The 21,301-nt window shown below is 56.5% G+C and carries 19 protein-coding genes and 1 pseudogene; 3 read left to right on the top strand and 17 right to left on the bottom strand.

The window, feature by feature from the left end; translation table 11 throughout:
* Positions 1-159: HU family DNA-binding protein (locus BLT65_RS39245; RefSeq protein ID WP_244186966.1), on the top strand; the 159-nt coding region annotated here is incomplete at its 5' end.
* Between the two features lie 387 nt (positions 160-546).
* Here the strand turns inward: BLT65_RS39245 and BLT65_RS39240 are convergent.
* The 9 genes and pseudogenes from BLT65_RS39240 to BLT65_RS39205 form a co-directional block, all read right to left on the bottom strand.
* Complete coding sequence (locus tag BLT65_RS39240; RefSeq protein WP_091788732.1) at positions 547-879, bottom strand: hypothetical protein; 333 nt, start codon at positions 877-879, stop codon at positions 547-549.
* Between the two features lie 363 nt (positions 880-1,242).
* A complete protein-coding gene (locus BLT65_RS39235) occupies positions 1,243-1,512 on the bottom strand; it encodes a DUF1488 family protein (RefSeq protein ID WP_091788729.1) in 270 nt (89 codons plus the stop codon).
* A 154-nt stretch (positions 1,513-1,666) separates the two neighbouring features.
* Positions 1,667-2,065, bottom strand: a pseudogene (locus tag BLT65_RS39230) (tyrosine-type recombinase/integrase); the annotation flags it as partial.
* A gap of 85 nt (positions 2,066-2,150) precedes the next feature.
* The gene (gene istB / locus BLT65_RS39225) at positions 2,151-2,939 is read right to left on the bottom strand and encodes an IS21-like element helper ATPase IstB (protein ID WP_091788726.1); all 789 of its coding nucleotides are present in this window, start codon (positions 2,937-2,939) and stop codon (positions 2,151-2,153) included.
* Positions 2,940-2,944: 5 nt separating this feature from the next.
* Entirely contained in the window at positions 2,945-4,471 is a 1,527-nt protein-coding gene (gene istA, locus BLT65_RS39220) for an IS21 family transposase (protein WP_208545875.1), read from the bottom strand.
* 185 nt (positions 4,472-4,656) lie between these two features.
* The gene (locus tag BLT65_RS47460) at positions 4,657-4,833 is read right to left on the bottom strand and encodes a hypothetical protein (protein WP_167306619.1); all 177 of its coding nucleotides are present in this window, start codon (positions 4,831-4,833) and stop codon (positions 4,657-4,659) included.
* An 823-nt stretch (positions 4,834-5,656) separates the two neighbouring features.
* Positions 5,657-7,192, bottom strand: a complete 1,536-nt coding sequence (locus BLT65_RS39215) for a class I tRNA ligase family protein (protein ID WP_091788723.1) — start codon at positions 7,190-7,192, stop codon at positions 5,657-5,659.
* A 450-nt stretch (positions 7,193-7,642) separates the two neighbouring features.
* A complete protein-coding gene (locus BLT65_RS39210) occupies positions 7,643-9,619 on the bottom strand; it encodes an AAA family ATPase (protein WP_244186951.1) in 1,977 nt (658 codons plus the stop codon).
* 139 nt (positions 9,620-9,758) lie between these two features.
* Positions 9,759-10,115 carry a hypothetical protein gene (locus BLT65_RS39205; protein WP_091788720.1) on the bottom strand — a complete coding sequence of 119 codons (357 nt, stop codon included), beginning with the start codon at positions 10,113-10,115 and terminating at the stop codon, positions 9,759-9,761.
* Positions 10,116-10,749: 634 nt separating this feature from the next.
* On the opposite strand from BLT65_RS39205, the gene BLT65_RS39200 reads away from it, so the two are divergent.
* Positions 10,750-11,558 (top strand): IS5 family transposase gene (locus BLT65_RS39200; RefSeq protein WP_091788717.1). Its coding sequence is split into 2 segments (ribosomal slippage): positions 10,750-11,095 and positions 11,095-11,558, totalling 810 coding nucleotides; the frame shifts between segments, so codons are not numbered across the junction.
* Between the two features lie 368 nt (positions 11,559-11,926).
* Here the strand turns inward: BLT65_RS39200 and BLT65_RS46815 are convergent.
* The 8 genes from BLT65_RS46815 to BLT65_RS39165 form a co-directional block, all read right to left on the bottom strand.
* The gene (locus tag BLT65_RS46815; protein ID WP_143036645.1) at positions 11,927-12,247 is read right to left on the bottom strand and encodes a hypothetical protein; all 321 of its coding nucleotides are present in this window, start codon (positions 12,245-12,247) and stop codon (positions 11,927-11,929) included.
* 986 nt (positions 12,248-13,233) lie between these two features.
* A complete protein-coding gene (locus BLT65_RS39195; RefSeq protein ID WP_091788714.1) occupies positions 13,234-14,037 on the bottom strand; it encodes a hypothetical protein in 804 nt (267 codons plus the stop codon).
* Positions 14,038-14,469: 432 nt separating this feature from the next.
* A complete protein-coding gene (locus BLT65_RS46810) occupies positions 14,470-14,769 on the bottom strand; it encodes a hypothetical protein (RefSeq protein WP_143036644.1) in 300 nt (99 codons plus the stop codon).
* A 44-nt stretch (positions 14,770-14,813) separates the two neighbouring features.
* The gene (locus BLT65_RS39190) at positions 14,814-15,800 is read right to left on the bottom strand and encodes a ParM/StbA family protein (protein WP_091788711.1); all 987 of its coding nucleotides are present in this window, start codon (positions 15,798-15,800) and stop codon (positions 14,814-14,816) included.
* 187 nt (positions 15,801-15,987) lie between these two features.
* A complete protein-coding gene (locus tag BLT65_RS39185) occupies positions 15,988-16,668 on the bottom strand; it encodes a hypothetical protein (RefSeq protein WP_091788708.1) in 681 nt (226 codons plus the stop codon).
* A gap of 810 nt (positions 16,669-17,478) precedes the next feature.
* Entirely contained in the window at positions 17,479-18,396 is a 918-nt protein-coding gene (locus tag BLT65_RS39175; RefSeq protein ID WP_143036643.1) for a hypothetical protein, read from the bottom strand.
* Between the two features lie 7 nt (positions 18,397-18,403).
* Positions 18,404-19,294 carry a site-specific integrase gene (locus BLT65_RS39170; RefSeq protein WP_091788699.1) on the bottom strand — a complete coding sequence of 297 codons (891 nt, stop codon included), beginning with the start codon at positions 19,292-19,294 and terminating at the stop codon, positions 18,404-18,406.
* 4 nt (positions 19,295-19,298) lie between these two features.
* Positions 19,299-19,571 (bottom strand): hypothetical protein, encoded by a 273-nt coding sequence (locus tag BLT65_RS39165; protein ID WP_091788696.1) that lies wholly within the window; start codon positions 19,569-19,571, stop codon positions 19,299-19,301.
* A 1,477-nt stretch (positions 19,572-21,048) separates the two neighbouring features.
* Between BLT65_RS39165 and BLT65_RS39160 the strand changes: the two genes are divergently transcribed.
* Positions 21,049-21,301, top strand: a 253-nt coding sequence (locus BLT65_RS39160) for a transposase (RefSeq protein ID WP_143036641.1), incomplete at its 3' end; no start/stop codon positions are given.

The following is a 21,301-nucleotide window of genomic DNA, read 5'->3' as shown; positions in this document are numbered from 1 at the left end:
ACAGTCCAGCTGATCGGATTCGGCTCGTTTTCGACGGGTGCTCGCGCCGAACGTACCGGTCGCAATCCGTCGACGGGCGAGACCATCACGATTCCGGCGGCGAAAACCGTCAAGTTCACTGCAGGCAAGGCGTTCAAGGACGTCGTGAATGCCGCATGAGTGGGCCGGTGTGTGTAACATCCGATCGACAGCGTTACCTGATCAGATCGCTCATTGACGCGACAACCTGATCAGGAATAATCCCATCGTTGTTTTTGTATGTCCAGATTGATAGACAGTACGTTGTAATGTAACGTTCAAGGTTCCAAAAGTTATAGCGGTGATCCCTGACTTTTGGTGCGTGTTGAGGCCCACCGTCCCGACAGGACGTTGGGCTTTTTTTCGAGCCCGACGTGTAGACGTGTAGACGTGTAGACGTGTAGACGTGTAGACGTGATGGCGGATTGCGCTACCAAACGGTTGTGCGTTGTGCGCCTTACCCATAGGTGAACGCGATACGTTCGACTTTCCCGCACTCCAACGACGGTTCTCATCCGTCACAGCGCTTCAGTGTGACGCCAGATAGCCTTGCGTTTCCGACGGGAGCGCTGTCGCGCCCTGTGCTACCTCCACGACAGGGGCGAAATCCAGAGTCCGAAATGCAGCAGTGTCAGCGCCCGCGATCGCACGTTTGTGCATGGCCCGGCTCAGGATGTGGGTCACGAGCCGATAAAAGAGTTCGAGCTGCCCTGCATCCGATGCATGAGGTGGCAGGTCGAAAGCCTCCTCAAGCACCAGGCGTGGGATATGAAAACGTTGAAGTCCGCGAATTACGCGAACCTGGAACACGACCCCATCGCCGTTGTGAGGGATCGCTGCCCAAACCAGCGCGCTGCCCATGAGATGCCCCCTGTTTGCCTGCAAACCTGATTCAAGGCTCGTTGTCCTATGGTGGCACTCAAAAAATACATTTCAAAAATGCGACCATTGGACTTTGACATTTTCGCCACACGAGGTTGGTGGGCTTTGTCTGTCACGATGGCGACTGTGTAAAAACAGCCACCTGCAAGGCGATGCGACCGAAGTCATGAGGCCGGAACCGGGCCTTACCGGGACGGCTGACTGCCCGCTCCCCCTCACGAACTCGCGAGGCGTATCCGGGCGTGCTAACCATTTCGCGTCAGCGACCATCCTCAATGGCGGGAGAGATGGTTCGGTATGCTGATCGTGGTCGCCCGGTTTGCCGGACCTGTGTTGAAGCCGTCAGGGACGCGCGAAATCGTCCGACGTCAGTTCGAGGCGCGTGGCCGGATGGGCTAGCAGCCTGCGCTCGGCAATCGCGCGGATGCGCCCGTACCCATCGCGGAAGGTCTTCAGGATGCGGGCGTCGCTGGCCCGGGGTTCGAGCCAGAAATACGCTTCCAGTGTCGCGATCGTGATCACGCATTCAACCGGGCCGTTCGGGCGCACGAGGCCAAACACCACGCCGCGGCGATCGGAAAGCACCTGGGGTTCGAGTTCAACAGTTTCCATGGGCGGTCAGGCAGTCAGCGCTTCGGGGCGCGTCACACAGATTCTTGCATATGCGATGCGGTTTGAGTATCGGGCCGTACCGGGTGCCCTGTATAACGGACACGTGGGGTCGAACGTTGACCGGTCTGCGGCCTGAATCCGGGCAGGGCAGGCGTCACCAGTTGATGCGATGCTTCTCGTCGGTCTCGTGATGGCGGCGATCGTCGTCGACGTGCAGATAAAGGCTCGTCGTGTTCAGTGATGCGTGACCGAGGTTGTCGCGCACGAGCCGCAGGTCGACGTGATTGTCGGCCATGTGCGCCCCGGCACTGTGCCGCAGCCAGTGTGCCGAGGCCTGCCCGAGTAGGTCCGCACGGGCCGCAAAGGCCTCGCCACGTTCACGCAGTCGCCCGGCGGCGCCGGCAAACACATCCTTGACGATCGTGTGCAGCGCGGCCCGGGTCAGCGGCCGCTGTGACGGCCCTTCCGTTGTTATCCATCCCGGTTCCCTGATGCTTCCCGCAGTGCTTCCGATCGGCAGGACGAGCGGCGTCGTCTCGTTGGGTGAAGGCAGTGTCACGGATCGGCGTAAAGGCGCCGGGGATGATCGCCGTAATGGCGCCAGTTGGAAGTGGTGTCAAACGCGGATTCGAACGGCCTCAAGAATGCGGTTTTTTACTGGATTTTGCAACGGCGACTTCGCCGTTTTCAGGCATCGGTTTGGGCTTGCGGAAGCTCTCGCCCTCGATGACGATGCGATAGGCACCGTGGCGTAGCCGGTCAAGTGTCGCGGCGCCGAGAATCCGGTTGTCGGGGAAGGCATCGCCCCATTCGCTGAGGTCGAGATTGGATGTCAGGATGGTAGCCGCCCGCTCATACCTGGCCGCCACCAGGTCGTGGAAGTCTTCGTCGTGTGGCGCGCGCAGAGGTTTGAGCGCGAAGTCGTCAACGATCAGCAACGGCACGCGCACGAACTGCTGGAACTTGCGTTCGTCGAGGCCCATGGCGCGGGCCGCATGCAGTTTCCTGATCAGATCGGTTTGCGTGACGAACAGCACGTCACGCCCCTGACGTGCAGCGCAGTGGCCCAGCGCCTGGGCAATGTGGGACTTGCCGACGCCTGTTTGACCGACCATCAGGATTGCCACCTTCTCGTCGATGTAACGACCGGTGGCGAGATCGTGGATGTGCGCGCGGTTGAGCTTTGGCAGCCGGTCGAAGTTGAAGGTCTCCAGTGTCTTGCCTAGCCCGAAGCCGGCGCGCACGAGACGCGCGCCGAGCTTCTTCTGGTCCCGCCGCGCGACTTCATCATGCAGGAGCATGGCGAGGAATTCCGTGTAGGCGAGCTGTCCGTCGATCGCCTGACGGTTGCGCTGCTCGAGCGAGTCGTGTACACCGGACAGACGCAGTTGCTTGAGGATCGTATTCAGTTCGGGACTGGGATTCATGATGTTCAATGCAGGAGAAGGGAGTGGAGGTCACGACCGAAGCGGCCGCCGTTCAGATAGGTGTCAGCAGGCGCCGTTGACGTTTGCGCCGCTGCTGCGGCGGACTGGCTGTCCAGTCCCCTGTCGAGGATGGTTTTGACGGTGCGGTACTTCGGGCTCGCGAATGCAAGCGCACGCTCGCACGCGGCGTCCAGTCGCTGATCGCCGAACTTCTCGCGCATACGGACGATGCCCTGCGCGCCACGCAGGTTCACCAGCACCGTGTCGTTGAACATCGCGAGAACCAGCGCGTGACAGGATGGCCCGACCTCCTTGGCACGAGCCAGGCACCACTGCGGATCGTGTTCGAGCCACGCCTGCGCCGCCGGCGGCTGGTGGTCTCGCACCGTGTGGCGCTCACCTGCCTTGCGCAGTCGCGGATGGGTTGCAATGAGTTCGTGCTGGTGGAACAGTTGTACAACCGTATCGGTCGATTTGAGCCAGAGGCTCTTGCCAACCAGCGTGAACGGCACGGAGTACAGCGCCTTCTTGTAGACGACGTGTCCGTCCGTATGCACCTTGACTTCGCTCCATACAGCCAGCACCGGCGCAACGTCAGGCAGCGTCGTGAGCAGCGGCTTCTCGATGGCAAAGCCCGCCAGCGGCTGCTCGCGTGTCGTGCCATGTTCGCGCGTGCTGGCCTGCTGCATGATCCATTCGCGCAATTGCCGGTTGGCATCGGTCAGGTCGCGGAACGTGCGCAGTGGCACAAAGGATTTCTTGACATACTTGACGCCCGACTCAACGATTCCCTTCTTCTGCGGGTCGTGCGGTAGACATGCGTCGATCCGGAAGCCGTATCCCTCAGCGAGCGCGGCGTACGAGCGCTGGACCTCCGGGCTGTACATGCAGGCTCTGGTGATTGCACACTTCGCGTTGTCGATGATGACGCGACCCGGGCAGCCACCGAGCCACTCGAAGGCGCGACGGTGGCAGGCCCGCCATGTCTCGACCGTCTGGTCGAGCACGAGCTCGACATACTGGTGCCGCGACCAGCAGAGGGTCATGACGAAGAACCACGTCTTGATCTGTGCGCCCGATTCATGTGCCAGTACCGGCCCGGCGCCGAAGTCAACCTGTGCGGCCTCCGCTGCCGCAAACTCAAGGATCGTTGTGGCCGGCACGCCGCGTTCGGCCCTCAGGCCCAGCAGGATACGGCGCACCGCCGAGTAGCTGCCGGTGTAGCCATGGTTGCGTTTCAGCGCGTGGTGAATCGTTGTGCCCTGAACGCCGGCGTCATGCCAGTCACGGATCTGCTCGCGAAACGGCTCGAGCGTGGACACGCATGTGCTCGGCAAGTGTGGAGTGCGGCCGAACACGCCGGCGATCACGGTATCGTCGGGTAACGGCTGCCCGGCATTCAGCCAGCCGCGCTCGTCGGCCATACGACGAACAGCGGTCAACTTCTTGCGACCCATCAGGCCGCTACACGCGATGTCGCGATCGGAATCGCCTTGCCGCATGCGGACAAGGACTTGACGGTACTCAAACAATTCGAACCTCCGGTTGGTCATGGACACTCCGTTCAGAAAGAACGGAGCGTACCCATCTGGAAAGTTCGAATCCCGTTCAACACCCGGCGCCGGTGGCGCCTATACGCCGATCATCGACTGGCTCCTTTACGCCGGTCACGGACTGGCGCCGTAACGCCGATCCTGCGCTGGCGCCTATGCGCCGATCATCCGGTGGCGCCAATACGCCGATCCCGGAATGGCTCCATAACGCCGGTCAGTGAAACGCGCATTGACTGCTCGCAAAGCTGTTTGCGCAGATCGCGCCTTTTCCACCAGACAAAACCGACGATCTCGATGCCTGCTCCAAGCACCACTGCCAACCCCTCTGCTTTTGCGACCACTTAAACCTGATGACGTGAACGGTACTCCGGTCTGCGGATCACCCCGGAAAGCAAAGAGGCTCCCGAAGCAGCATAACTTGATGGGGACCGCGGGCGCTAACTTCATAGTGGCGCGGGGAGTCGTCTCCCGCTTCGAAGTCGGATAAGTGAGGAAGCCACCACTGAATCAAGCGTTAGGGGGTGCAAAACTGGGGCGGACCATCGATTTGCTTTTGTGAGCGTTCGTCGCCGTGTACACAACTAGTTGCAATTACATACGAACGTTGACGTTGTGCGTGTGCTTTTGCTGCATTTATGTCGGAGTTGGCCACCCGTTGGCGTGCCATGATCAGCGATGGACTTCGCAACCATGAGAAAAGGTTTCTGCGTTGGGATTTCCGGCCTGCGAGTGCCGCTATCACGCCGAACGACCGCAGTTCATACAGCCATTCGAGGTGGGATGATGCAGCATATGATCTGCTTTCAGTGATAGTAGGGTGATGCCGAAAGGGATCGTTAAACAACAGGCCGGCTCAAGTCTTCTCGCGATCAGACTCGTACGAGCATAGGCTTCGGAAACGCGTTGACTGCCTCCGCGGTCATTCGAACGCGGCACGAGAACGTCGTGTCATCGACTTCAATTGTAGCTTTCCATAAGGCCGGTCGATTGAAAGCGCTTGAAACGATGAGAAGAGCGTCGATTCCAGTTTTCTGCAAGGGCAGCGCTACGCTGCCCTTACAGCAACAGTGAATCGGGCTCGACTGCTTTCCACACGTCGGCATGGTTACATGAGGAATCTCACGCTTCTATGAAGAAACTCATTCGCCTCAGCAAGGTTGGTGTTCACGAACTCGGACCGTCAATCGGCGAGCGCTTGGGAAAGAGTATAGTTTCGCGCACTGAGCTGCCTGCGATGACGCCCTGACCCCATGGCACAGCCCATCGTTCGTCGTTGACGCAGCCGAGCAAATTACGCAGTTGACTCATCGAACCTGGCAGAACGGGGGCAAGCAAGCCGGAGACGGCGTGAATCCCTTCCGCAAGCGTATGCAGCACCGTATTGACCCGCAGCAAATCAGCATCGGATCGGGCGAGCGCCCATGGCTCGGTCACTGCGACATAGCCGTTGAGATGCCGGATGAACTCGAATATTCGCTCCAGCGCCTGTGCCAGCTTCATGTCGTCAATCAGTCCGAGAACCTCCATGGGCAAGGCGGTGGCGCGCCGCGCGATCTCTTCCTCCAGCGTGGTGTATGGACCTGGAGTGGGAATCCTGCCCTCGCGATACCTGACGATCATCGCGAGGGTACGCGATGCAAGATTGCCCAGGTCATCAGCGAGATCGCGATGCAGGCGGCGTTCGATTGCTTCGTGAGTGATGACGCCGTCAACACCAAACGTCACTTCACGCACCAGCGCATAGCGCAATACGTCTGCACCGTAGCGCGCAGCTGCTTCGAGCGGATCGACTCCGTTACCAAGCGATTTGCTCATCTTGCGCCCGTCACTTCCTAGCAGATATCCAGAGACATAAAGGCGCTGATAGGGCGTAAATCCGAGTGCCTGGGAAATGGCCAGCCAGAACAACGTGTGTGGGCGTAGGATGTCCTTGCCGATGACGTGGCGCGTCGTTGGCCAGAAGTCGCGAAAGGCCTGTCCATCTGGATAGTGTAACGGGGACACATAGCCTAGAAGTGCATCGAACCAGACGTACGTTACGTGCTGGGGATCCCACGGTATGGGTATGCCCCACTTAAGCCGTCCAGGACGGGATATGCTCAGGTCTCCGATGGAATCGTCCAGCAATCTAAGAATTTCATTGCGATAGTGGGACGGTTCGATGAGTCCGGGCTCGTCGTGTAGGAGCTGTCTGATCGAATCCCGATGTTTTTCCATCCGGAAAAAATAGTTGGCTTCGCGACGCACGACCGGCGGATCGCGGTCCTCGGGGAGCTTGCCGTCGACCAGCTCTTTTTCCGTGACGAATCGCTCCTGCCCGACCGAATACAGACCTTCGTAATCGGCGAGATAGATTTCACCTGCGTCATAGAGCCGCTTCAGGCTGCGACTGACGACTTCAGTGTGAGTTTGCGCACTCGTGCGGACAAAGCGGTCAGGATGAACGCCTAGTTGTTTCCAGGCCTGCTCGAACGCGCCGGTGTAGCGATCTGCGAAAGCCTGTGGTGTCTCACCGGCTGCTGCGGCCGCTCTTGCGATCTTTTCGCCATGTTCATCGACGCCAGTCACGAACATGACCTGGTGACCCGCCGCACGCAGGTAGCGCGCGACGACGTCCGCATGAATGCTCGCGTAGGCATGGCCCATGTGCGGACGGTCATTCACATAGTAGAGCGGTGTCGTGATGTATCGAAAGGTCATGGCAAACTCCAGAAATAAAAAAGGGACGCCGAGGCGTCCCTTTCAAGAAAACAGAATAGACTCAACGCCCGGGATAAGGTATCTCCAGGTGCATGCACATCAAGCAGGCGTTGGCTACAAATAGTGGCGTGTTCATGGGTGAGCGAATTCGGGTGATATCGATTGTTGTGCCTCAGGATCTGACCAGCATGGTGGCAGCTGATCAAAAGTTTGTCTACCCTCTGGCTCCAAATTCTTGATTCGACGATCTCGAAGTGTGGGCGTGCAACGACGAGACGCATGAGCGACGCCACCACCGATCAGCATGAAACGTGTTTGGGGCAGGGATGATTCAGCGCAACCGACATAAACGAACTCAGGGAAGAGCCGGGCACCCAGTTGATCTCATGGAGTCGCCCGGCGCATCGGTAAGGCCGTGCCCTGTTTAGTACAAGCGCAACGTTTTCCGGCCTATCGAGACATCTGCACTTCTCCCAGCTGGCCACTCGCCGCAAACATCGCACTGGCTGCCACGCGGACGTCGTCCGAGTTGATCTCGGCGACCTGGTGACGCAAGACGCGCACTGCCGCAATGTCAATCACGTGTTGCAACAAGGCGTCCGTATCCGCGATTGACCTGGCCGCGAGAACCTCATTCAAACGCTCCCGGACACCGGGCATGATCACATAGCGGGCGCCGGCCATCTGGCGCAGCTTCGAGACGATGTAACGCTCGAGTCGAGCAGAGTTCGGTACGTCGAAGAAGATACGCTCGGAGAATCGTCCACCGCGAAGGGCTGCAGGATCAATCGCGTCGATGTGATTGGTGGCCGCAATGTAGATCACATCGCGGACGCGTCCATCACTGCCGTCGAGCGCCGTCAGGATTCGATTTGTGAGTGATGCCACATTCGAATACCGACGATCGCGCAAAATATCATCGCTTTCGTCGATAAAGACAATTACGGGGCGTATTTCATTGGATTCCTTAGCGAGTGCATCCCATGACCCAGGATTTGCAATGATTTCTGCACCTGTGGTTTTCAGGAAGGCGAAGTCAGCTGCTTTCGCGAGAGCCATCGCCGCTTGCGTTTTGCCCGTGCCCGGAGCGCCAAAGAACAAGAGGCCACGTGGCATGTATCCCCCCAATTTTTCCAGACGATAGACATGTCGCATTTTGAACGCAAGGTCTCGCAGTACGTCGCGCGACTGATCGGGCATGACGATATCGTCGATCGTCTTCACGGACTCACTCAGCTTCCCTCTGCGCCCCACCATCAGTCGCATGGCCCGCATGCAGGTCTCAAACGTGATCCGGCTGTTCGCGATCGTCCCGTCGCGCTGCATCTCTGACAGTTGTCCACCTAACGCCGTCAGTCGACTCGCACTGAACCCATCCCAACGTTCAGCGAGGCTGTCCACAACAGCCATATCAACGGCAGCGAATCCAGGCGCGCCACCTATGCTCTTTCGCAGGATTGCTCGACGTGCTTCCAGATCAGGCGAAGGAACTTCGATCTTGTAGTCGAACCGACCTTCCCGGATGCTGGCGCGATCAAGCCGCTCCAGAAAATTTGTGGCCGCGACAAGGACAATGCCCTTTCCTCGCAAGGCGACGATTTCCGTCAGCATCACGTTCGTCAGATCCTGATCCATATGATGCGCACCAGCGTCCCGGGTCTTGCAAAAGGAATCGTATTCGTCAATAAGCATTAAGCATGGCGTATTTCGCTTTGCATGTTTGAAAGCACTACTAACGTTCTGCGGTGTCTCGTTGACAAATTTTGAGGCGACATCGCCGTACGTGATGGGAAAAAATGGGATGCCGAGTTCACCTGCCAGCGCCTCGGCAAGGAGAGTCTTGCCATTGCCTGGCTCGCCAAACAGGAGCATGCCGTTTCGACCGCCCGCGTTACCGCTTACAATTTCACGCGCCGCCAACAGCAGCCGCGACTTGGTCTCGGCCATGCCAATAATGTCGGCAAATGAATACTGGGCCCGCCTTATGACATGATCATAGCTGTACTGAGCGGATACCAGCCCGGCCTGATCCGACTGCTGAGGCCGTGCATAAATGCTATCGACCATTCCTGAACCGGTACTGCCTGCCTTCGAATGTCGTTGATGAACATGACGTTGCCACACGACAGCGAGCAACGCGACGCACCAGATTACCGCAGCATAGATGCCGTAGTGGTTGTGTTCAAGGATCACTCGCAGCAATCCCACACTCAACACGGCGAATCCCGCACGCGTCCATTCAAGGCTATGTCGTCGCTTCATCCAGATGGAACCACCCGCTATGAGCGACACGAGAATGAGCGCCTGGCAGTCAGTCGTGGTCATATGAAAACCGGCGTCGAGCGACGTTTGCAGCATGCACAAAAGCAGAAGCGCAGGCATCCAGAACAGGAATCCGAATATAAAGCGGAACATTTCCAAAATCATTTTACCTCCCGACGATATTTAGGAGCAGGCGACAGGCATGTCGGACCATCAAAATGCGATCTTCCAACCGGACTCAGCCAACGCAAGCCGATGGGGACGAACGTCACACAGAGAACATTCGTCCTCTCGCACCTTTGAATCAGAACGGATCGAAGTTCTTTAACCCTTCACGTGCCTCATGAACCAGATGCGGGATGCAGGACACAAGGATGTCTGCAATCCGACCAGTAATAGCGAGCAAAAGGAGTTTGAGTACGTTGGTTGCGATCAGGGGCAGTTGCGCGCCAGCGGCAAAGTGCACCTCAAGCAAGTCACGCATTTCGTTTGCGAGCCAAAGTCCTCCGGAAAGGAAAGCCACGATCACAACAAAAGGAATCGAGATCGTCAGCGCTGCAACGATGTTAAGCACGACCCAGGCAGCGGGCGGCAACGGGATGCGAGCATCAGGAATCAATATTGGCCAGAGTCGATCAGGAGTGGCTTTTTTGTCTTTCATCCTGAATTTCCAATTATTTTTGGGGATACGAAGGTCGATGCATCGAGTCCCGACTGTCTTGTTAGGGAATCGGTATGAATGTCGCCGGTAGATTTCATCGATTCAACGTCTTTTTCGAATCCATTTAAGAAGTTTTACGAGCGGCGACACGTATTCACGAAGCAATTCAAAACACTCGGTATAGAAAATTTTCCAGTAATAGACGATGTTTTTCATGGTGGATAAAGTAGGTAAACGTGAAATGAATCGACCTGGTTTTCTATCAACTGTCACTGCCAGGCCGTACCGTCAAATTGAACTCTGGTTCGCAACATTCAGGGCGTCCCTCGGTTGCAATTCAAGTCCAGTATCTCCGGCATATGCGGCAACGCAAATTGAGTACGCAACGATGTAAGGTGGAAGCTGGCCACATGATTTCCTTCACGCAACACATCGCGAAAACAGGTCTAGCTTGATGAGTTACTCCTGGTCGAGTTCGTGCTGCCTGAGGCCGGATATGCACGCCATCTCTATATCGCGGTGTCATGCTGAACGATCGTGTGCGAGTAAGAAGCCTTAACAAAATGATTGCTTTGATCTGTTAACTTCCAACGATTGCTGTTAACCTCGTCATTGTTTCGGTGACGAGGAGACCATGGCCAAACTACTCGATGATGAGTTGTGGGCACTCATTGAACCCTTGCTGCCCCCACCCAAACCTCGCCGCTCACGGTATCCCGGACGCAAACCACTGCATGACAGGGCCATGCTTACCGGCATCCTGTGCATCTTGCAGACGGGCCTGCGCTGGGACCTGCTGCCACGCGAGATGGGCTGCGGCAGTGGCATGAGTTGCTGGCGCCGTCTACGAGACTGGCAGGCTGCCGGCGTCTGGGACCGGCTACACGAAGTGCTGCTCGCGAAGCTACGCGAGTCCGACCGGATTGACCGGTCCCGTGTCGTTGTCGACTCCTCCTCGATCCGCGCGGTGGGTGCAGGTCAAAAACGGGACCGAATCCCACCGACCGCGCGCGACCTGGTTCAAAGCACCACCTCATTACCGAAGCGCAGGGCATCCCGCTCGCGGTAATCCTCACCGGCGCCAACCGTCACGATGTCACCCAGCTTCACGCGCTGGTTGATGCGATCCCACCCATTGCCGGCAAGCGCGGCCGGCCGCTTTCGAAGCCCCGCATCGTTCAGGGTGATCGGGGCTACGATCACGACAAATACCGCCGTCCGCTGCACGCAGCCGGCATCGCTACCGAAATCGCCCGACGTGGCCAGCCTCACGGCAGCGGCCTTGGCAAAACCCGCTGGGTCGTCGAGCGAACCATTTCGTGGCTTCACAACTTCCGGCGACTACGCGTCCGCTTCGAACGCCTTGCCTTCATCCACGAAGCCTTCATGAAACTCGCCTGCTGCATCATCTGTTGGCGAAGGCTGAAGAACTCATTTTGTTAACGCCTCTAAATGCCTGACGGTTGCTCCTCCAACGTTTCACTGCATGTGCTGGAGCGATTCGATCAACATTCGACCAGGAGGTTTTGCTTTGCGGAGCCGTTGGCAACCAGCGACACTTTGGGGGTTAGCGCGTGCGCGATGGAGTCAGGCGTTAGCGCTCCAGAGCAAGGCTTGGGTCCGATAGGCTCGCGAAGCCAGTTGCATTGAAAGGTATGGGGTGCAATATCAGCAGATCTGCATCGGAGATTGCATCGTTTCTAACTTCTCTTGATTGGAGAAACCTTGTCTCACATAGAGTCGATCAGATTTGATCCGTCCTCGAAGATAGCGTAGTCGGTAAGGGTTCTCCGGTGCCAGTCGACCGACTGCTATCGACGAGCCCATCGAAAGATGGTTGCGACATAGCCGGTTGCAAGTGGATGCGCGGGAGCACTTTGCTGCAAGGCTTTCGGCGAGGCGACAGTCGATTGCAGCAGCGATGTGGTGATGTTCGACAGCGGGAGAGAGCTTGAATCTACAAGCCAGGACGCGATCTCACGCTTCGCCAGCCGAGCGAGGACGTGACCGAATTTTTCAATGCTCGACCGCCTCGTGAGGGGGGCTTCAAAGCCATCGTGGTTACCACTTTTGGTATCTCGAAGCTTGCAATAGATCGATGTCGGGAAGATGAAACTGCGTACCAGATGCATCTGAAGGAATTCCGTGGAGCAGTGGGGTCACTCATGCACGCGGTCCATCGTTTCGCTGTCGCGAGATTGACCCGCAATGGCACGTGGACAGCAAGAAAGAGGGTGCACAATGCATAGGAGCGTTCCGTTTGCTACAGCTTAGGCTGAAGCCGGAAGAACGAAGCGTGGAAGAACGCGTTGAACGCGATCTGCAGTTCGACCCCTTGCGAACCGGGTCCTTGGCCAGGGTGGAGAACTTTCCGCTATGTCACGAGAAACTCTCGACTGACCGAAGCGGTTAGCGCGCAAGAGCGCCGCGAGACACGTCGTTGTTCGAACAACGACGGTAGCCGTTTAGCGATCGTGGGGGAGGGCCCGGGCCCTAGTTAGCTTTTGCTGCAGCGCCGGAGCGGTGACGCTAGCGATTGCGCTGCCACTGGCAGCAGGTCATCATGCGGCGATCGGTGTCGGACTGCTCGCGCTTTCAGCGGAGTGGCGTCACGATAATCACGGACTTCGGCGGGACGGGCGGTTAAGTCAGACCGGTTTCGGTTGGACGGTTCAAGACCGGATAGACGGATCTGGCAGGGGCGATGATAGCAGGTGTCGCGTTGTTGTTACCTCTACTTCCGTTACCTGGCCGCCATTTGGTCGCGAGCACATTGGAGGGCGGCCCGGAAGGGAGCAGCAGTTCAGAGCGAGATTGCGCGAGCACTGATGCATCGTCATCACGCGCCTTGAGCATCGTCGTGCGAGCCGGGAAAACTTCAATCGCGACGTCTACTCCGTCTCGAATCGATAGGGATCACCGAAAACTACTCATTGCAACCGGAATGCGCCGTCGATACGGCTCCTACCTGGGTAAGCTCATCCCTGCACGCGAGGACATTCCCAACCGCATTCGTCGAGTTTACGTGAAGCACCAGACGAGAGTTCGCTTGAAAAGGCGCGTTTCACCAAAGCGCGCCGCCGGCCTGGATCGGTTCGCGGGATATCGACGCGTCTGCTTATCCGACGGCGAGGGCGCGCGCCTGATCCCACAGTGCCGTGTCCCGATCATGTTGATAGACATAGGGTTCAGTGAGAAATGAGAATCGGGCGGCGACGCCACGGCCATTATCGGTCGCTGCAAGCTTCAGATCCTGCAGATTCTGCATTTCGTCACCCGGTGCATCTTCCCGGTTGGCTGCGTCGACGAGATCGCGAAAGTACTCGATATAGGGCGACCACCGTGAGACACGTCCATTTGCACCGGGCTTGAAGTAAGTCTTCAGAACGATGTCGACCTCGTTTTGTAGCTCTCCGACAAAAAGGCCTGATGACGTTGGGATGCCGATCTGCTTCCATCCGCTTTTCCATGCGAACTCAAAGAAATACGGGGCGAGATTAAAAGCCTGAAGGATCTCTGGCAAGATGCTACCGACAGACATGACACCGTTGCGCTGCATGCAGCGCGCGACAGCATGTGGCTCGACGCAAACCGGAACACTTCCAATCGCAGTTCGGTCCGCGTGACTCCACAGTAAGAGCCGGCGAGCGATCCCGTCGTCTCCAACCGTCGTGTAATGCACAATCAGTCCCGTGAATTCTTCATGCTGCTGGTAGTATGCAAGCACGTTCGCTCGACGTAGAGCTGGGATCGCGTTTTTCTGAAGCCGTCTACGGTATTCGCGGTTGGTAATGTTGGGATTGCCAACCGCTTTCACCACAGCATCCAGGATTCGCTGCCTGCAACTTATGTCCAGAAACTGGGTCACGCTGCCGAGCTCAAACTGCGTCCTTCCAAGTGCCACACGCGGATCTACGTACATCTAGCTCTCACTGAAAAAGGGGTATAAAAGCGGTGCGCGTCGCATCGCATCCTAAGGAAAATATTCGGCACGGATGCGCAAGCGGTCAGGGCAATGCCCCGATTTTTCTCCTGAGAGTACGGTCGACGCAATCATGGCGTGTAGCTCCTGCGCGGTTCGATCAAGTCAGGGTCAAGGCTGAGCGAAGCACTCACGTCACAAGAACGCGTGTTGGGTTCCATCCTGTTTTCGGAAGGCGTGGCCCGAAGTCGACAATGCGCGGTTTTTCTCATGCATCCTTTTTTTGAATGATCGGGCGAAGTCGTTTGCCGCGCGCCCGCCATGACGGACAGCGCGACGGCCCTAGTTATCTGGCAACGATCAGATACCGCCGACGACTTCCTAAAAAACGATCGCCGTCGGGAGACTCATGATGTTTTGGAGCATTTGCTTTCAACCGGAAATAAACTGACTCATGCTGTTGCGAACAGATTTCAGGTCGAGCGCTCCTTGAGCGCTGTTTTCAACCGCCACTGATTCCGGTGAATCTCTCGGATGTGGTGGTTCGACGACCTGCGGTGATGCAGTAACCATCAAGTTTTTGTTCTGTTGCTGAATAAATAGAAAATTCTCGGCAAGTAATTTGAGTGCGGCCGCCCGTCGTCGGCCGGCTTTTGTGCTCGCCAGATGCCTGAAAAGTAACGGGAACGAATCCGAATTTATCGTTACGGTTATCTCGATCGAATCTTCCATTGTTCTCTACCGTTGTAAGCATTGGCCTGGAGTGGATATTTTATTTATAGTGAGGAATGCCCTGCGATCAGATAGCCACGAGAGTTCGCGTTGATTGCATCAGGCATGATGTTAATTCGAGTTGTACGGAAGACTTTCCTGACGGCCCGTTCGAACAGTCCGCTTCCACCTCCCGACAAAACGATGGAGGAAAGATCTTCTGTTGTCTGGATTCGTCCGTACAGGTCCGATACAAATGCCTCAATATGAGGCTGGACTTTGTCCAGATATTCACCATTGAGATCGAAACGGCGATTGTGCGCAATGTACGGAGTTTGGGATCGTATCGCGTACTCTATGCGGTCCAGTTCCGTTATCGGCATGCGAAGTTCAGATGCAAGCATATCTGCGATTCGCTGGTAGACAGCGGCGGTGCCAAAACCAGCACCGAACGATCGAGCATGATCAATAATCAGTTCTCCTTTTGTTGTCAGGATATCTGAGCTGAAATAACCCACATCGAGGATGCAATGATTGGCTTGCTCATCACCCAGAATAATGCGCTCATTCTTGCCAGCCAAAAGCGTGCCGTAAGGTTGTGGTAAGACTAGGGTTTTGCTCACGCGAATTTGTTTGCCAAAACCGAAGTCGACAAAGCCGCTCCATTTTTTTAGTTCGTCAGCATGCTTGCTGTACGTATGGACAGGAGTCCCGACCACAAGCACGTCCACGTGCACGAGACCCGCAGCATAGAGTGCCGCAGCAAGAAGCGCGGTGTGCGTGTTGCTAACCTGGAAATTATCGCCGGGAGCGGGTCGCTTGTGATCCGGCACTTTCTGGTTTTGTCTAAGGGAAACGAGATACGTCGTACCGTTTATTTTGGGACTCACTTCGAGAGTTGTTTCGTGAGTAGCGCGAAAGGTGGATAGGGCACTATTCGTCTCAATGCCAACCGCCGAAGGAAACAGAAATCGCTTGGTGATCCGTCCATCGACGGCGACGATGACCTTGGTATTTGCGGCGCCTACATCGGCGACTACAACAGCTGCCATTTTTTTCTCCTCATTCAAAACGCTATTAGGTTTGATAGATACCTCCGAAAATCCACGTGATATGTTCGATATTTCTACCGGCGCATCGGCGTGGATTCCGGAGGGCGAAACACTGACTTCTCAGCAACTTTTCACCAGCGAAAAAGATATTGGCGTGTGCTGAAATTCTGTCCTTGCAGCCGTTAGATCAGGATTTGAGACGACCATATTTCGCGTGAATTTTTTGAGTTTTCTTGACGATGTCTAAAAAATAGCGATCGAATTTTCCATCGCAAAGCAACTTTTTTAGTCCTTCAGCTATGCCAAATGTATCGAGATCGTGATCATCGCTGTCCTCACCGTCTCCTTCGATTTCAAATGTCATCGCCTCGGCAAAATGATCGCCTTCGTCCAGATCGATCGAACCGGGCCCGTCGTATTGCTCATGAATGAAACTGCGCATGAGATCCGTGATGACCAAATCCAGCGCTTGATACCCATGCGGCGTGGAGATATCGTCAATGATGAAGGGATCATTGACGATGGCGTCGGGTAGAAATTTCAGCTTCACACAGAAGTGGAACTGACCGTGCTTCATCGATGACTTGTCTTCGAAAACGAAGATGCCCCACTCGCATACACGGAGATAAACGGGGCCGCTATATTTTTCGAGGAGCCGTTGGTACGTGGCGCTTGCGAGATATTTCGGGTCGCGATTTTTCAGCAGACGGAGATGTTCGCGCTTCGTAATGCGCTTTACTTCTTTCAATAGCGTCTTGTCGAGCGCTTCAAATTCCACATGATGTTTCGGCCGTGGCGCAAACGAAAGCTCCAAAGCTTCGACGATCAGTGCAACTTGGGGGCGCAAGCGCGCAGGTTTAACGACCATAGCTACCTCCTTTGGTTAGCTGAATCAACGAACAACAGCGTGGCGTGCAAATGAGGGGCACGCCAACCCGCGTTTCGCAACGAAACGCGAGACAAAAGGCGGCTGGGCTTCAAGCCAGTCGCCTTTTGCGTCGCATCGGTTGATTGATGGAGGATTGAAAAGATGGCCGAGCGCCATCAACACGAGCCAGAGTCGGGTCGCTATCCGATTTGCGGGAATTTTATTTGGTCGACGCGAACGCAGTCGCTATGCGCGGCCCAAGGGATAACGGGTCGCCCGACCTATTGCTCGTTGAATTACGGAGAAGGCTGATCTGACTCACGCGGATGGGTGCCGACGCTGCAGATGACTTGGCGCATTGCAATGCGCGCAAAGATCGCTCTGCTGGCAATATCCGGAGGTCAAGCTTGGTAAGGAGAGGGCCTAGCCTGGCGCAGTAGCGCTAGGCCAATGCTCACCTGAGCAGTTTCGCAATGATGGTCGAGCGCAATGGCGCATTCGACACAACACATCTGCTGAAACGTGCTTCAGCGTGATTGCTGCTTGATGATTAAGCGTCGGGCGGCAGCATGACAACTAAAATTATGCGGCGCGTGATACTTACTTTTTGATGAAATAGGTGCCGATCGAACGGCAGTTCATAGTATAGGGCGAACCAGGATCCGTAAGCAAATATTTTTTGCGTCCCCTCTGGTTTCAACGTGGTGGTCGAAGTCGCTATATTGAAGAAGTGCATGACTGACGCGGCCGACTACCGATACATGCTCCTAACTTCGGGACGCATCGGCGCGCCAGCATGCTGGCCGGTGTTTATCTTCGCTTTGCCTTCGTCGCTAATCGCATCACTTCCAGCCGGGCCGCCCGGCTGGTTCCAAGTATGAGTTCCGCGCCAGTCTGCAAGGTACCGGCCGATCCGGGCATCAGATCGATGACTTTGCGCACTTCGGCCCTGGACAGGCGACGAACTTCTCGAGCGAGATCAGGGCGCCCGTCCGCAGCGAACTGCCGCGCTGCGCGGGCCAGAAATGCGTCTATTTCATGCTGGTCTGCGATCGTACGTGGTGCGTGCGAACCGGATCGCGAGTCGGGGATGCTTGACTCTTCCAATTTTTCAGAAGCCAGATAGTTCGACGCGGCTATTCCGTCCTGGGGGGACGGTGCCTGCGCAGGAAGACTTGCAGCAGACGCAAATTGACGAAGTGCGTCGGCAAGTTCGCACAAGACATGCTGGCGGACCCAGTCCCAGACGAGACCTGAACTCCAGGGGCAGGGGGCTCTGGCTTTCATGAGCGAGAGTCGTTGCGCCCACCCCCAAATGTGGATAAACAGGCGGATCTCGGCACCAGCGCGGATTGCGTAGCGCGGACCTCGATAAGCAAAGTAGGCCTCCGCACTTGGGAATGGTGCCGTCAGTCCAGTCGTGCCCATATCCAGGAAGAAGGCTGCGAGGGCGCGTGCCTGACGCTGAAGAAATGGCACTTCGGACATCATCCTGATCGGGATCTCTGCCGTTATGAAAGCCTCGATCAGCACAAGAACACTGGATACATTCCGTTCTCCCAGATATCGATCGAGAGCATGGTCCCGCCAGTACTGGAGGGCGGTGCCGAGGTCTGGACCAAGCGGCGTTTCCTTGACCCCAGACGCGGTCTTCAGATAGTGGTATGTCTTGCCAGATGCCTGGGTGCGGGAACGCAGCCCGGGGGGTAGACGCTTCCTGTTTGTCATGACCGTGTCAGCCTCCAACAAGATATGCCAGGCTAATCTCGGGACGGAAGTGACCCAACTCAACGCTCAGTACTTTCAGCGCCTGCTTGGGACCGAGGAGGGGGATCAGGGTTGCGAGCCGATGCTGCGCGAAACTGTGTCGCATTCCATGCAATCCGCGGCTTTGTCCGTGTGCGTGTTTGCTCGCATAGGTGAAGGAAGCGGAAAGCGCTTGCCCACCGCCAATATCGAAATGACTTTTGTAAATGACTCCGCGGTCGTGCACCACGACTGGCTCTGGCCGAGCGCGTTCCTGCAGTGCGTCGGCCAGTTCACGCGATATGGCGACCTCCCGGACCAGACCGCCTTTACCGCTAACCAGAAAGACGACAAAGTCTGTACGGCCGGTGAACCGATCGGGAGACCAGTCGCGGTGCACCGATGGACTTTCGCCACGCGGTTCCCGCAGCGTCAGGCACTCATGGGCGCGCAAACCGGCGTCGAAAGCCAGGAGTGTTCCAAACTGGTTGTATTCCGTTTGATGCGCGACGACCTTCTGGACATCTTCGAAGGAGTACGCACGTCCCCGAACCACAGTGACGATGCAACTGTCAACGCGTGGAATACGCACGGCGAAAATCTTCCCCAGAGCCTGGACGGCCTGGTTGACCGACTTCTGGGCGTGTAGCTCTGCAAATTCTTCGAGAAACTCGAGCAGCATCGCTCTAGTATGCAGTTCATCAAGCGGGAGCCGGTTGGCGCGCAACCAGCGGAGATAGGCGGAGAGCACATCACGAAAAGCACGCTCGGTGGATATCGAGCGTGCCGCCGCGGAATTGAGTTCGCCCATCTGTTGTTTCGACGCGCCGTGCACCGCAATGCGACTCACTGCTTCTCGCGCAAGGTCACTAATTCTCATCTGGTTACCTCCACAGCTGGTAGAGGTTATGCTTGATGAGCGCGCTGCGAACCGCATCTGCAGTGAACCGGTGACCGGCATTTCGCTCAATCTCTTCTGCCAGTTTGCGCAGGCTGAACTCCCGGGGATTCGGTGAATCCAGTCGGCGCAGGGTGAACCGGCCCATCAACCCGAGATGATCATCCAGCGCGGAGCGCCTGTTCCGTTTTGCAACGCCAGACATCGGGGCGTTACCGTAGCGCTCGGCGAGGCGGTTGATTACATAGTCCAAAGCCATCATTCACTCCAGGATCATAAAACGCGAAACAGCAAACCTCAGGCAAACCGGGAAATCCCGGTGCCGGGTGTGCCTGTGTCATGAATCGGCAATACGAAAGACCGGAACGACATGCGTCCCCCGGAGCGGGCGCACCCGCTCCTCACCGCGAAACCACAAAGCGCCTCGAAGCGCGGCTACTCCGCAGGCTGACGATTTCCTGGATTGATATGCACCCGACTTGCAATGGCGCAGCCTGAGCGTGACCACCGTGCGGCTGTCAGCTAGAGATGTTTCAAGTGAATTTCGAGATGACGCCACACGTTCGAAAGAATGACTTTCGAAGTCGGGCGAGAACTGATGACGTGTTCGATGCTAGCGTGGACATCAACAACTATGTTGATCCACGCAGTGGAATACGAAATTCCGGATCGAGAAATTGATGTGGGCTGGATCGCCCTGGAGTGTTCGGCAGGAGTTCTGCCAGATTTCATGCCGAAGCGTCGGCGCCGTTTTGCCGTGCAATGGTAACGAGATCCCCGAGACCGCGCAAGCAATTTTCACGGGAGATCACGTCAGGAGAGAGTCGCCAGTTCACGAGCGACTGACTACCGGCGCTGGCGGCGCGGAAAGCCTGATTGTTCAATTCCCGGCTCGACGTTGATGGTATTCGCCGTGTCACGACAGTCGGGTTGATTTTTTGGGCAAAAGCCACGACCGAATGCATTCACTTGATATGACAGGGACGGACTTTTCAAAGACCAAACCAGGAGATTGGACGGACTTGCCGGGTCATTTTCACGGCATCGGTTTCAAAGTCCCACTTTGCTGGCACTTAGCTCCGCTTTAACTGCCGAAAGGCCGACATGAGGCACACACAGTGCGATTTCTTCGATCGTAACTAGTACATAAGTCGTAGATAACTGCCGAGAGAGCCGATTGCCAGTCAACGCTGCGAATTTCCCGGGCAGACAGATCTTCACTGCATTGAAATGCTGGATCAGGCATAAACGGTGAGTGCGGAGCGCCGAGTCACGCACGAGCGCTGTTGCATAACCAGGTCTGTACCGCTGGTGCTGCGCCGCCGGATTGGTTAATTTCTGCGTCTACCTGTCAAAAAACCAGGCTCTCCGCGATCGTCGGATTGTCGACTTTATGACAGCCCGTGAATCGTAAAAAATAGTCGCAAAGCCTCGCCAGGCTTGAGTTTCGAGGTTCACTCTGCAGTCTGACATAGCCGACACATCTCAAATTCTGAGCAGCCTGCTCTGAATGAGCGGACGGCTGCGCAAGCACGGAGGTGGCGGAAGGAACGTCTCGAGACGTTGGTGCGAAGGACCCGACGTCGCAATCGTCGCTCTTTGACGAATGAGTGATTTCGCATCCACTCGCGTTTGTCAGCAGCACTACTAGTCTTACTGTGTCATAAAAATAACAATTGTGATATTGCTTGTTTACCTACATATAATGAGGATACCCAGGCATAGAGCGAGAAGCAATGGATGCGCAAAGGCGGTTTGAGCAGTACATTGAACATCTGGCTGGCGGCCTGGGTCATGCGGATCGCCACTCAGGACTGAAGGCTTACTGCACAGGCCTGATGTTGCCGTTGACACGCAAGAGTGTCGAACCAATGGCCGCAAGCGTGGATCCGCTTCACGCCAGCGCGCGGCATCAGGCATTGCACCACTTCGTGGCCAAGGCCGACTGGTCGGACGACGAGCTACTTTGCCGGGTCAGCCAGTGGGTCG

Origin of the sequence: Paraburkholderia steynii (assembly GCF_900100565.1) — a bacterium.
Classification (GTDB): Bacteria; Pseudomonadota; Gammaproteobacteria; order Burkholderiales; family Burkholderiaceae; genus Paraburkholderia; species Paraburkholderia terrae.
This window is presented reverse-complemented; position numbering and strand designations above follow the sequence as displayed.

Coding starts and splice junctions, on each gene's coding strand:
- BLT65_RS46815 (WP_143036645.1), bottom strand. CDS start 12,247: ATGCATCTGGTACGCAGTTTCATCTTCCCGACATCGATCTATTGCAAG.
- BLT65_RS39235 (WP_091788729.1), bottom strand. CDS start 1,512: ATGGAAACTGTTGAACTCGAACCCCAGGTGCTTTCCGATCGCCGCGGC.
- BLT65_RS39190 (WP_091788711.1), bottom strand. CDS start 15,800: ATGGCAGCTGTTGTAGTCGCCGATGTAGGCGCCGCAAATACCAAGGTC.
- BLT65_RS39215 (WP_091788723.1), bottom strand. CDS start 7,192: ATGACCTTTCGATACATCACGACACCGCTCTACTATGTGAATGACCGT.
- BLT65_RS39240 (WP_091788732.1), bottom strand. CDS start 879: ATGGGCAGCGCGCTGGTTTGGGCAGCGATCCCTCACAACGGCGATGGG.
- BLT65_RS39195 (WP_091788714.1), bottom strand. CDS start 14,037: ATGTACGTAGATCCGCGTGTGGCACTTGGAAGGACGCAGTTTGAGCTC.
- BLT65_RS39165 (WP_091788696.1), bottom strand. CDS start 19,571: ATGGCTTTGGACTATGTAATCAACCGCCTCGCCGAGCGCTACGGTAAC.
- BLT65_RS39170 (WP_091788699.1), bottom strand. CDS start 19,294: ATGAGAATTAGTGACCTTGCGCGAGAAGCAGTGAGTCGCATTGCGGTG.
- istB (WP_091788726.1), bottom strand. CDS start 2,939: ATGAATCCCAGTCCCGAACTGAATACGATCCTCAAGCAACTGCGTCTG.
- BLT65_RS39210 (WP_244186951.1), bottom strand. CDS start 9,619: ATGATTTTGGAAATGTTCCGCTTTATATTCGGATTCCTGTTCTGGATG.
- BLT65_RS39185 (WP_091788708.1), bottom strand. CDS start 16,668: ATGGTCGTTAAACCTGCGCGCTTGCGCCCCCAAGTTGCACTGATCGTC.
- BLT65_RS46810 (WP_143036644.1), bottom strand. CDS start 14,769: ATGGAAGATTCGATCGAGATAACCGTAACGATAAATTCGGATTCGTTC.
- BLT65_RS39175 (WP_143036643.1), bottom strand. CDS start 18,396: ATGACAAACAGGAAGCGTCTACCCCCCGGGCTGCGTTCCCGCACCCAG.
- BLT65_RS39205 (WP_091788720.1), bottom strand. CDS start 10,115: ATGAAAGACAAAAAAGCCACTCCTGATCGACTCTGGCCAATATTGATT.